At 49.6% G+C, this 12800-nt stretch carries 10 protein-coding genes; 4 read left to right on the forward strand and 6 right to left on the reverse strand.

The genetic code is table 11. The features are described 5' to 3' along the window. Nucleotides 1-33 precede the first annotated feature (33 nt). The 6 genes from CSH92_RS00205 to bioB form a co-directional block, all read right to left on the reverse strand. Nucleotides 34-3144, reverse strand: a complete 3111-nt coding sequence (locus CSH92_RS00205) for an efflux RND transporter permease subunit (protein WP_205662111.1) — start codon at nt 3142-3144, stop codon at nt 34-36. After that, the gene (locus CSH92_RS00210; RefSeq protein ID WP_100655609.1) at nt 3141-4214 is read right to left on the reverse strand and encodes an efflux RND transporter periplasmic adaptor subunit; all 1074 of its coding nucleotides are present in this window, start codon (nt 4212-4214) and stop codon (nt 3141-3143) included. The genes CSH92_RS00205 and CSH92_RS00210 overlap by 4 nt, the downstream gene beginning before the upstream one ends. A gap of 114 nt (nt 4215-4328) precedes the next feature. After that, a complete protein-coding gene (gene bioD, locus CSH92_RS00215) occupies nt 4329-5021 on the reverse strand; it encodes a dethiobiotin synthase (protein WP_100655610.1) in 693 nt (230 codons plus the stop codon). A 9-nt stretch (nt 5022-5030) separates the two neighbouring features. Further along, nucleotides 5031-5861, reverse strand: a complete 831-nt coding sequence (locus CSH92_RS00220; protein WP_100655611.1) for a methyltransferase domain-containing protein — start codon at nt 5859-5861, stop codon at nt 5031-5033. Next, nucleotides 5858-7033: an 8-amino-7-oxononanoate synthase gene (gene bioF / locus CSH92_RS00225; protein WP_100655612.1), complete on the reverse strand. Its 1176-nt coding sequence runs from the start codon at nt 7031-7033 to the stop codon at nt 5858-5860. Before bioF ends, CSH92_RS00220 begins: the two co-directional genes overlap by 4 nt. A 5-nt stretch (nt 7034-7038) precedes the next feature. Beyond that, nucleotides 7039-8151: a biotin synthase BioB gene (bioB, locus tag CSH92_RS00230; protein WP_100655613.1), complete on the reverse strand. Its 1113-nt coding sequence runs from the start codon at nt 8149-8151 to the stop codon at nt 7039-7041. Nucleotides 8152-8249: 98 nt separating this feature from the next. Between bioB and bioA the strand changes: the two genes are divergently transcribed. The 4 genes from bioA (at nt 8250) to CSH92_RS00250 (ending at nt 12793) form a co-directional block, all read left to right on the forward strand. Then, a complete protein-coding gene (bioA, locus tag CSH92_RS00235; protein ID WP_100656260.1) occupies nt 8250-9524 on the forward strand; it encodes an adenosylmethionine--8-amino-7-oxononanoate transaminase in 1275 nt (424 codons plus the stop codon). A 67-nt stretch (nt 9525-9591) separates the two neighbouring features. Then, on the forward strand, nt 9592-10605 hold the full coding sequence (locus tag CSH92_RS00240) for a serine hydrolase domain-containing protein (protein ID WP_164084617.1): 1014 nt from the start codon (nt 9592-9594) through the stop codon (nt 10603-10605). A 72-nt stretch (nt 10606-10677) separates the two neighbouring features. Then, entirely contained in the window at nt 10678-12303 is a 1626-nt protein-coding gene (locus CSH92_RS00245) for a Na/Pi cotransporter family protein (RefSeq protein ID WP_100655615.1), read from the forward strand. After that, on the forward strand, nt 12287-12793 hold the full coding sequence (locus CSH92_RS00250) for a hypothetical protein (RefSeq protein WP_100655616.1): 507 nt from the start codon (nt 12287-12289) through the stop codon (nt 12791-12793). The genes CSH92_RS00245 and CSH92_RS00250 overlap by 17 nt, the downstream gene beginning before the upstream one ends. Nucleotides 12794-12800 lie beyond the last annotated feature (7 nt).

Below are 12800 nucleotides of genomic sequence, written 5' to 3' on the forward strand. Positions count from 1 at the left end.
ACTAGAAGCAGAGGCGAGACAGAACTGTCTCGCCTAGTTCAACTGTTGTTTCGCGTCTGATAACTCACGTTCGAGGCGCTGCGCTTCATTGGCGCGTGGTCGGGTAAAGCGTGCTAGCAAGTGATACAGCACTGGGGTTAAATACAGGGTGAAAACCACTGCGATCCCCAAGCCACCAAAGACTACCCAACCAATGGCATTGCGTGATTCTGCACCCGCACCGGTGGAAAGAATAAGCGGTAAGCCTCCCAATAACGTTGACATTAACGTCATCATAATGGGACGCAAGCGTACCTCTCCAGCCTGCATGATAGCCTCATAAACTGATTGCCCCTGATCCCGCAGTTGGTCGGCGAATTCAACCAGCAATATCGAATTTTTCGCCAATAGTCCTATTAACATTACCAAACCAATCTGCGAATACACATTCACCGAGGTACCAGTAATAAAGAGCGCAAAGATTGCGGCCGCGATGCCGAAAGGCACCGTCAACATTACCACTACAGCACTGTTAACACTCTCAAACTGAGCCGCTAAGACTAAAAACACAATGACAAAGGCCAAAATATAGGTCAGTGCAACTTGCTGTGATGTTTCTTCAAAGGTTTGTGCTTCACCTAAAAAGACCAAACCGATACCGTCGGGAAGTGAGCGCTGCGCTAACTCGCGCAACGATTCTACTGCACTTTGTAGCGGTACACTTTCGGGTAATTCAACGTCAATCTCGATGGCACGACGCTGCGCATGCCGTTCAAGCTCTGCGGCTACACCCTCTTCACTAATGTACGCCACACTCGACAGTGGCACTAAGTTTCCAGTACTCGACGCCACGTAGAGATTGGTGAGATCTGACGGGGCGCTGGTCGCTCGATTGCTGGATTGTAAGATGATCGGGATAGCCTGATCACCGACATTCAGATCGGCAAGGTCATCGCCATTAATAGCCGCCCGCAAGGTGCGATTGATATCTGCAAAGGGTACGCCGAGTTCCTCTGCCCGACGGCGGTCGATATTCACACGCAATTGCGGCTGCGTCGGTTGATAAGAAATACGCGGGCTCCCCAAATCCGGCAATTCCGCTTCAATTTTGGCGGTAAAATCAAGCGCCGCTTGATAAATTTCGGTGTAATTTGAGCCGGTTAATGCTAATTCGAGCCCACCGCCCTGGCCTCGCAAATTTAAGCTATTTGCGCCGAAAGCGCGGCCTGGCGCACCGGGTATATCCCCTAACTCAGGACGCAATAGTTCAATGATTTCTTGTTGTGATTGGGTGCGATCATCCCAATGCGCGAGCGGAACCGTGATGAATACGATATTCGGGTCCCATTGCCCCACAACGGTGTAAATACTGTCAATTGAGCCGTCTTCAACAAAAGGCAGGAGTTTATCTTCCATAGCGTATGCCTGACGATCCATAAAGTTGATCCCTACCCCGTCTGGACCGCGTGCAAAAATCCTAACGGTGCCACGGTCTTCCGGTGGCAATAGCTCATTTTCTAACTGCAGGTAAGTAAAGTACGCGCCGCCTGCCGCGACACAACTTAACATAATCACTAGCCACGCATAGCGTAACGACCATGCCAATGAGCGTTGATAGGCGCGTAAACAAGCATTCCCCACGGCAGCAATGCCGCGACCAAGCGCCCCCTTAGCCTCTCCTTTGATAGGTAAACGGGCAGTTAACGCCGGAACCAACGATAGCGCTACGAAGGAAGAAATGATTACAGCTCCGGCCAATACGCCCCCGAACTCGCGGAATAAACGGCCCGCTGTAGACGGTAAGAAGGCAATGGGAATAAATACCGCAGCAAGTACCGCAGTGGTCGCTACTACCGCGAAAAATACTTCTCGCGTACCAATTACCGCAGCTGCCCGTGCACCCATACCCATCGCACGGCGACGTTGAATGTTTTCAGACACAACAATGGCGTCATCCACAATCAAGCCAGTAGCTAGTACCAGTGCCAAAAGGGTGAGGATATTGATGGAAAATCCCAGCATCCATACAATGGCTAACGCGCCCGCGAGGGACACGGGTATAGAAAACGCAGGAATGAGAGTCGGTCTGAAGTTTCCGATAAATAGCCATAGGGTTAGGATAACGAGTACTACCGTAAACGACAGCGAGATCATAACCTCTTGTACCGAATCTCGAATAAATTCAGCATCGTCAGATGTCACCACCAAATCCATGTCAGGAAAGCGTTTATCTAACTGCTCAACCATCGCCAGCACCTCATCGGAGATTTCGATGGTATTGGATTTAGCCTGGCGAATGACGCCCACGCCAATAACAGGAGTACCGTTGAGGCGCACAAAGCTGCGCGGATCGGCTGGACCAAAATAGACACTGGCAACATCACCGACGCGAGTCGAGCCTCGGATCACGATATCTTCAACGTCAGCGGCGGTAATCGAGGTCGCATCTGCGCGCACAATAAGTTGCTGGTCGCTGGAGCGTAAACTCCCCGCTGGCACATCAAAAGGTGCCGAACGCAACGCATCCGCCACTTGCGTCATTGACAACCCAAAGCTGGTCAGGCGCAGTGGATCGACTGACACTCGTAAAACGCGCTCACGCGCGCCATTAAGGCGCACATCTGCGACGCCGGGGATACTTAAGAATAATGGCGCTAGATCAGTTTCCACCCGCTCCGTTAGCGTTTCGAGGTTGAGAGTTTCACTGGAAACCGCCAAGCTCACTACCGATTCTGCGTCGTTATCCGCTTTGATAATAGACAACTGCTCGACATCATCGGGCAATTCACGTTGTACCCGTGACACCGATTCTCGGGTTTCATTGGCAGCATCTTCAAGATTAATCCCTGGGCGAAACTCTACGCGAATACGTGAATTCCCCTCTTCACTTTGCGCGCGTATTGATTTAACCCCGCTAACCCGCGCAACGGCGCCTTCGAGTCTACTGGTAACCTCTGCATCAATGGTTTCTGGTGAGCCACCGGGATAATTTGCCGTTACCGTTACGATGGGACGGTCCACGTCAGGTAGTTCGCGTACTTCAAGGCCAAATATTGCAGCAAACCCCGCAAGTACCACCAGCAGGTTTAGCACCACCACCAAAACGGGGCGGCGAATGGCTAGCGACGGTAAATCGTTACGCGTGGTCGGATCCAGTTCGCTCATCCTTTGGTCTCCTGCGCCTGGACGCTAGGCGCATTTTTACCCGCCATCTCAGTGTTCTGCGCACGTACTGATTGACCTTCGCGCAGGCGCTGGACACCCTCAGCCACTAGTGTTTGCCCTTCTTCGAGGTCGCCATCAACCAAAATACGCCCGCGAAGGCGTTGTTTTACCTCAACTGGCACCTTCACCGCTTTGCCATCCACGGCTTTCCAGACATAAGCACCCGCCGCCCCCCACAATAAAGCAGCTTCAGGGATTGCGGCATAACGCTCGCCACGCAGGGTTAAACTGACTCTGAAACTCATGCCAGGGCGATAGCGATCGTTTTGGTTATTCAACAGGGCTCGGACGCGGATAGTGCGGTCATTGTTATTGATACGCGAGTCGACTTGGGCAATATCTGCCGCCAGTTGAACGCCACGATTGCTCCAGGGTTGCAGTTGCACCGACGGATTGTTTGACAGGACTTGCAGAGCAGATTCTGGCGCACTGAAGTTAACAAAAAGTTGGTCGCGCTGGTCGATGGTAGTAACCACGGTTTGTTCACTGATCCGGTCACCCACTTCAATATCAGTCAACCCAACGATTCCGCTGAAAGGTGCTAGGACAGTGCGATCATCGAGGTTTGTTTGGGCATCTTTAACATTCACTTCGGCAAGTGCTAATGCGGTTTGCGCCAAATCACGCTCATTTTGTGTGGCGGCACCTTCTCGGACACTGTTTTTTATCCGCTCAAAAGTGCGTCGCGCATCGCTCAATTCGATCTGTGCCCGCTCTAGTGCCGCGCGTTGACGCCTGTCATCGAGGCGCACCAATACCTGACCGGCCTCAACATAATCCCCCGGCGTGAACGCTACCGCAGTAACAATGTCACCAACGGCTGGAAAAAGCGTAACCGAACGAAAAGCCTCAGCCGTACCTACAGCTTCGACTTTGCTTTCTTCATATTCAAAGGTGATCGGCTCAACCAAGACCAAGGTTGCTCGATTGTTACCTCCCCACTGCCCAACAGCAGGCATACCCATCAACCCGATAAAAAAACCGAGCAAGACTAACCACGTTCTTGTCATGCGCAACTGACTGTACTCTTGTGTTTAAACTCAACTGCTTATTACGCAGTGGCCCACTATCTTGATCAGATAGTTATCGCGCTGGCCATGCTATTTATCGCAGTTCGTCGCGCTCTAGGGTAGGTTTTCGGGGATAAATAAATCCGCGACTTCCGCTACGCATGACTCACCTTCAGTCAGCCGAGGTAAAAAAGGAACTTCACCAAGTAGTGGGGCGTTTAACATCTTTAACAGCGTGGCGATATTTTCAGCCCGGAACGGCATCTCGGCAGTGACGTGATTAGCCACCCAGCCCACCAACTCAAAACCACCTTGTCGAATTGCCGCAGCAGTTAATAGCGCATGATTGAGACAGCCAAGGCGCATCCCTACCACCAGCACGACTTTGGGTTTGAGCTCACTAAGTACCTCAGGCAGGGTCAGGGTTAAACTCAGTGGCAGTGACCAACCGCCCGCCCCTTCGGTCAGAATGACGTCTGGCTGCAACGCCGCTAGCGCATGCCAGCCATTCACAATATCTTGCGGGTTAATCATTGTGCCAACCTGCTCGGCAGCAATGTGCGGCGCTATGGGCGGCGCAAAGGCAATTGGATTGACTTGTGCAAGTGTCACCGGCAAATTGCTGGCGGCAAGCAGTTGTTTAGCGTCAGCATTTTCCAGCCCTGCTAAGCCCTGCTCACAACCCGCTGAAATCGGTTTATAGCCAACAACGCAGCGCCCTAACTTAGCGTAAGCCTGCAATAACGCCGCGCTGACAACAGTTTTTCCTACGTCGGTATCAGTACCGGTGACAAACAAATTAAGCATAATAACGATTCACAATTTAACTAACTGATAGAAATCTACGAGGTAACTTAAACGCAAGCCACAGCTATCACTGTGCGACTGTTGCCACCACCTTTGCAACTGGTGCAAATCACTTTTGCGCAGCGCTCGTTTGCCAGCCTCCGCGGTAGTGCCAGCACCGATGCCATTGATGGAATGCAATAACGCTAACAGGGTCGGATGATGGGTCACAAAACCCTGCTGGGTGACCGACTGCACAGTTAAACTACTTTGCTGCATGGCGCTTAACCACTGCGCGCGCGGAGCAAATTGATTGACGCGGAAAGACTGACCGAGTCGCTGCCAGCCTTGATGTAACTCGGCTAAACTGTCGTGGCGTAAAATGGCAAGGTGGGCTCGCCCGCCTACACGCAGGACACGCGCGATTTCCGCCATACACCTACGCGGTTCAGCAACCCATTGCAACGCCATACTAGACACCACTAGATCAAATTCTGCGGCGGCGAATGGCAGCGCTTCAGCGTCTGCCTGTACAAACACTTGGGGGTGTTTATCGCCACCCAATTCACGCTGCTGTTTTGCTTCGCTTAACATGTTAAAGGCGATATCAGCAGAGGCCCACACGTCTTTGTCTCGCGCAAGTTTTCGGCCTAGATACCCGGTACCACAGCCGAGATCCAGCGCATATTCTGCTACTTGCCTATTGATCACGCAGCGGCTTAATTCATCGGCAATGGTGCGTTGTACCTGAGCCTGCTGCTGATAGACCGAGGCTCTACGGGAAAATGCAGCGGCCAGTCTTTGCTTGTTTACCTGCACACAATCCGGATTGCGGTCGATGGGCTGAAGTAAAGCACTCATTGCGCGTCCCTGACGATACACAGTGCATCGATAAGTGCATCGATATCGCGCATCTGATGCAAACTATTTAAGGTGATACGTAAGCGGTCAGTGCCTTTGGGCACAGTGGGATAACGCATAGCACCGACCCAAATTCCCAGTGCTTTCAATTTTGCCGCCGCCGTCATCGTTTGCTCAGGTGAACCTAAAATAATCGGCTGGATTGCTGATTGTGAGTCACTCAGAGTAAAGCCAGCAGCCTCTAACTTACCGCGAAAATAACTGATGTGTTGCTGCAGCGTCTCACGCTGTGCTCCCGCTTGCATAAGCTCTAGCGCTTTCAGCGAGGCATGGGCTTGCGCCGGTGGCATCGCGGTAGAATAAATGTAATGACGGGAAAAATTAGTGAGGTAGTCGATCAGTGTTTGGCTACCCGCGACAAATGCTCCGCCCGTGCCCAACGCTTTGCCCAAAGTAGCCATAATAATCTGGCAATCTTCGGGCGTAGTTGCCGCAGCTGCGACGCCTTCACCACGCTCTCCCATAACCCCAAAGCCATGTGCATCATCGAGCATCAACCAGGCGTTATGTTGCTTAGCCATCGCCTTAAGCCCGTCAACATCAGCACTGTCACCATCCATGCTGAAAACCCCCTCGGATGCAATTAGCGTATGGGTGCGCGACAGCTCTTGTGCATTGATTTCTAAAAGGTTTTGCAGATGCGCCATGTCGTTATGGCGAAAACGCTTAAATTCACCATTAATACAACGCCCGGCTTCGATTAATGAGGCGTGAGACAATTTATCGGCTAGCAGTACCCCACCGTCTTTGTCTTTAAACAATGCCTGACAGAGTGCCTGATTGGCCGTATATCCTGACGTAAATAGTAATGTAGCCGCGCGTCCAGTCGCGGCCGCAAGAGCTTCACTTAACGCTTGGTGCGCGCGGCTGTAGCCTGTCACTAATGGCGATGCACCACTACCTCCCCCATATAATTCAAGTCCCTCAACCCAGGCTTGCAAAACACGCGGATCTTGACGCAAACCCAGATAGTCGTTGCTGGCAAAATTGATATAGGCAGCACCATCAACGTTGATCAGTGCTTGATGCTCTTGCTCGACGATGTAATGTTGACGCCGCAAGGTTTCACGTTCGCGCCGCTCAACCTCGCTTAGCATAAATTCAAAAGGCATTAGAGTTATTTCGCGCCAACAACCTCAGCGGATTGATTTTGCGCTTTGGGCTGACTCGCATCATAAAACAGATCGGCGGTTTGATTACGTGCGATTTCTTCCTGCAATGCGGCAGAATGCGCCTCATCAGAATACTCGCGCGTTTTCTTGGCATTGATGCCAAGCTTATTAAACAGCATCACGTCTTCATGGGTTTCGGGATTTGAGGTTGTCAGTAGCTTGCAGCCATAGAAAATTGAATTCGCCCCCGCCATAAAACACAATGCCTGCATTTGCTCGTTCATTTGCTCGCGGCCCGCCGACAGACGCACAAATGATTTCGGCATCATAATGCGCGCTACGGCAATGGTACGCACAAATTCAAAGGGCTCTAGATCTTCAACGTTGTCCAGTGGCGTCCCTTTTACTTTTACCAACATATTAATCGGTACACTTTCTGGCTGCTGCGGTAAGTTTGCCAATTGGATCAACAAACCGGCACGGTCATCAGCACTTTCGCCCATCCCCACAATGCCGCCTGAGCATACATTCATACCCGCCTCGCGCACATGCTCCAGGGTATCTAAACGGTCTTGATAAGTCCGCGTGGTAATAATGTCGCCATAATACTCGGGTGAGGTATCTAAGTTGTGATTGTAATAATCCAGTCCGGCTTGCTTTAATGCGATGGCTTGATCACGGGTTAACATGCCTAAGGTCATACAGGTTTCTAAGCCAAGCTTTTTCACCTCGCGGATCATATCCACTACATAGGGAATATCACGGTCCTTTGGATTACGCCAGGCCGCCCCCATGCAAAACCGTGTCGAACCGGTGGCTTTGGCTTCACGCGCGCGCTGGATCACTTTCTCGATTTCCAATAACCGCTCTTTTTCCAGGCCAGTGTCATAGCGCGCACTTTGCGGACAGTATTTACAATCTTCCGGACACGCACCGGTTTTAATTGATAATAAGGTGCTAACTTGCACATGATTAGGGTCAAAGTGTTGGCGATGAATACTTTGCGCATAAAACACTAAGTCGTTAAATGGTAGAGCAAACAGCTGATTGACTTGTGCAGTGGTCCAGTCATGACGTACGTCACCTGAAATTAGCGAATTGATGGCATGCGCGCCCATGGGTAACCCTTTACTATTAAAAAAGACTGGCTTAGTCTAAGCGCGCTTTACAACTTGTCAACTCTGACCAATGGTTGAAATTTACTAGTGATTATATTTTGAACAACATAGACTTTGATCGACAACATATTTGGCACCCTTACACCTCGGCGATTGATCCTTTGCCGTGTTATGAAGTGAGTGAAGCCCATGGAGCAGAGCTGGTATTGGCGGATGGCCGCAAATTAGTGGATGGTATGTCATCCTGGTGGGCCACTATTCATGGCTATAACCATCCGCTGCTTAACCAAGCTGCGCACGCGCAAATTGATAAAATGGCGCATGTCATGTTTGGCGGGATCACCCATCAACCTGCGGTTAACCTGTGTCGCAGTTTGTTAGCGATGGCGCCACAAGGCTTGGATCGAGTGTTTCTCGCTGACTCAGGCTCGGTCTCAGTAGAAGTAGCCATTAAAATGGCAATTCAGTATTGGGCAGCACAGGGGCAAGCGTCTAAGCATCGTATTTTGAGTCCCCGCAACGGATACCATGGTGATACTTTTGCTGCAATGTCGGTGTGTGATCCGGTCAACGGTATGCACAGTTTGTTTCAAAACACGCTAAAACAACAAGTCTTTGCCCCAGCGCCACAAACCCGCTTTGGCGCAACCTGGAATGCTGATGAAATGCTCGCCGTCGAGGAGTTATTTGTGCAGCACCACCAGGAACTGGCAGCGGTGATCCTTGAGCCCATCGTTCAGGGTGCAGGTGGTATGCGCATGTATCACCCACACTATTTGAAACGGATGCGCCAACTCTGTGATGAGTATCAAGTCCTGCTTATTTGTGATGAAATTGCTACCGGCTTTGGTCGCACGGGGCGTTTATTTGCCTGTAATCATGCTGGCATATCACCGGATATCCTGTGTCTGGGTAAAGCACTAACCGGTGGGTATATGACGCTGGCCGCTACGCTGTGCAGCAATGAAGTTGCATTGGGGATCTGTGAAGGCGAGCCTGGCGTGTTTATGCATGGCCCCACTTATATGGGAAATCCATTAGCGTGTGCAGTAGCTAATGCCAGTTTACAATTAATCAATACCAACGCGTGGCAAGCACAAGTAAGCACCATTGAAAAGACCTTACAGGAATTGTTGCCGCGCTGTGCGAGTCTTACTATCGTTGAGGATGTGCGCGTACTTGGTGCCATCGGCGTGGTAGAAACCACTCAACCCTTGCCTGTTGCAGAGCTGCAAAAGCATTTTGTTGCGGCCGGCGTTTGGATCCGGCCGTTTGGCAAGCTAGTATATATTATGCCGCCGTATATCTGTAGCAATGAGCAAATAGAGCAGCTGTGCGATGCTATTTATCGCACATTGCAGCACTACTCATAGTCTGTGTGTTACGCTCGCAGCATGATCAGTTATCGATAATTGGGCTATGCTGATGCGAAGTTTGTGCTTGAGCGTTATTCTAGTGATCCTGTTGGCAAGCTGCGGCGGTGGTAGCGATGGTCAAACAAGTGCGCCACCACCGACGAACACACAACCGCCAGCCCCCCAACTTAGCGCTAGCGAAATTTTGCAACAAGCAGCACAAAACCCTGATGTGGCTGGCATCATGGTGTATTTGCAGCAAGCTGACGCTGCACCCCAGCAGTATGCCGCCGGGGTCAGCAATCGTATGACTGCCAACCCCATGCAAACGGATCAACTATTTAAAGTAGCCAGTATTAGTAAGCTTTTTATTGCGATTGCTGCCACCCGACTGATCGCTGATGAGCGCTTGGGTATGGACGATACACTCGCCACATGGCTACCTGAATATACTGCGCAAATCGAAAACGCCGAGGGTATTACTCTACGCCAATTAATTATGCATCGCAGCGGTGTTCCTGACTTTGATAGTCAAACTGGCTTTAGCTGGCAAAATGCGCATACCAGCCTAACCGACACTCTCGCATATGCACTCAATAAACCCGCGGACTTTGCTCCCGATAGCCGTTATGAATACTCCAATACCAACTATCTGTTGCTTGGGCTAATTCTCGATCGGGTATTAACGTTTTCGCACCATCAATATATTCAAGATGAGCTGCTCACGCCCTTAGGCATGTACAATACCTATGGACTGCAAGCTGACGCTCCACAAGAGCAATTAGTCCATGGGTATTGGCAAGGTGTGGATCGCAAAACCCAAACCTATGCTATTCCTGGCGGCTCAATGGTGTCGAGTGTAGACGACATTGGTCGCTTTATTCGAGCGCTCAACGATGGCAGTCTATTCAGCGCCCAAGAAGCTGCACTCTACCCTTATTTTTATAACCATTCTGGTTGGCTGCCAGGTTACCAAAGTATTGCTACTTACCTGCCTAATAGCGATACTGTATTAGTCATTTTTGTTAACTCAACGGGCGGCAATAGCGAAGCGGTGTTGCAAGACACCTTTGATGAACTACTTAAAACCTTGATGTAAATCACAGCAAAACACGTGGAACCCAGCTAAATTTATTTCCATGAGAGGTACTGGCATTAAGCAGGATCCCATTTGGAATATTTGCATTTAGTTATCGCTGGCCTTACCGGAATTATTCTTTTTGTGTTTGGCCTGGAAAACTTCTCCCGCGAGATTGAGCATATCTCCGGTGAACGGTTTCGTCATGCGTTGAGTAATGCCACCCGCTATCCAGTAGTTGGGGTGTTAATTGGCGCTGTAGTTACCATGTTTATACAGTCCAGCTCCGCCACATCAGTAATCAGTATTGGCTTGGTCAATGCCGGTGTGTTGTCGTTTAAAAACAGTGTTGGGATCATCTTTGGCAGTAACATTGGTACCACGGTGACTGCTCAGCTGGTTGCTTTTAAGCTCACGCATTTTGCGCCGTTTTTCATTGTATTAGGATTTCTGCTGAGTATTCTGCGCAATCGCGCATCGCTGTTTGGCAAAGCCGTGTTTTATTTTGGCTTTGTGTTTTTTAGCCTCAACTTGATCTCAACGACGCTAGAGCCGCTGCAGCACAACCCAACACTAATAGCATTTTTAACCGAGCCACAAAATCCAATTTATGCGATCTTAATCGGTTGCGTGTTTACCGCCTTAGTGCAGTCCAGTTCGGTGACCACCGGATTGGCCATTATCTTTACTCAACAGGGTATGATCGGGTTAGAAAACGCAGTCCCACTGATCTTGGGAGCTAATATTGGGACTACAGCAACCGCGTTAATTGCTGTTTTCAATATGGATATATCGGCTAAAAAGGCCGCGCTCAGTCACTTTCTATTTAATGTGGGTGGCGTCATCTTATTCTTGCCACTGCTATTTATCTACGGGCACAAACTCGCCCAGTTTGATGAAAACCCGGCGTTGGCGTTAGCCAACATTCATTTAGTATTCAATTTAACTGCCAGCATTATCTTCACTCTGTTTATTGGTCCGTTCACACGTTTCGTTGACTATGTATTAGGCGAAGGTGATATGGACTTTGAACGCATTAACTTGCCCAAGGTGACGGCTGAAGACACGTTTGAAACAGTTAAACAAAAGCTCGATACCAGTACCGAGTATTTATTCAATTTTCTGCAAGAGAATTACAACGCGGTAACGTTAAGTATAGAGACCAACTATCGCGGCTTATTTGATGCGGCTGAAAAACGTATTTCGTATGTCGACTTCCTCAAAACTCAATATCAGTATTTTTTTGCCAGTGCGATAACCTTAATTAACCAAAAGACTGAATCTCGTGCTCTACTAAAATTGATCAATCAATTTGATTATCTGTTTCAGATCCATGATTCGATCAAAGACCTTTTTGAAACGAAGCGGTTTATAAATGACAGTTATATTGAATTGAAAAGCGATTTGCTTATTCTCACCCGCGGGCTTTCGATCCAAACGCTGGAATACTTCGCTGAAATAGAGACAGAGATGCATGACAAAGCCATCGGCAGTGACCAACTTGTATTAAAAGAAAAAGCCAAAGCCATGCAGCAAGAGATTAACGACGCTAACCGCGCACTGTTACTATTAATGCTTGATCCAGATAGAAAAGATGCCGGAGCACTAATCAACTTTGTTACCTATTCGCAGCGTTTAAAAGATAAGTTGACGAATTTCGCTCATCTGAATATTAAATTACCGCCAGAAAGCGAAGAATCCCATGTCACGCAGCAGTGAAAAAGAAAAACGGGAACTGGAGCTTGAGGCTGCTGAGGTATTTCTCCGTTGGTACCAACAGCAAACTCAATTGAAGTGTCAACTTATCAAATCTAATTTACCTGCCAAGCCCGATGTCTCATGCCAAATCGGGAATACTAGAGTGGATTTTGAAATCGCCCATCTGTACGGCAGTGAAACCGAAGCCATGCAGATTTTAGGGCGCGAGCTTACACCACAAACACGCGCGGAGCTTCTGGCGTTAACGACGACAGGCAATACGCAACGACGTTTACACAAGGCCCTCGCGCGAATATTGCAACAAAAAGCCGGCAAACATTACCAAAGTCAGAACGTTTGGTTGATCATCCGCAATATGCATCCCCAGTGGCGCCCGCTAGCGACCGTTTACAATTTACGTGAATGTCTATTGCCCTATGAGCATCCGTTTGCACAGATTTGGCTAATTGCCGACCGTGCTGGCGAGGATGGTGCACTGCAGCTGATTTGACGCGATG

Source organism: Neoalteromonas flava (genome assembly GCF_002807685.1).
Classification (GTDB): Bacteria; Pseudomonadota; Gammaproteobacteria; order Enterobacterales; family Alteromonadaceae; genus Alteromonas_E; species Alteromonas_E flava.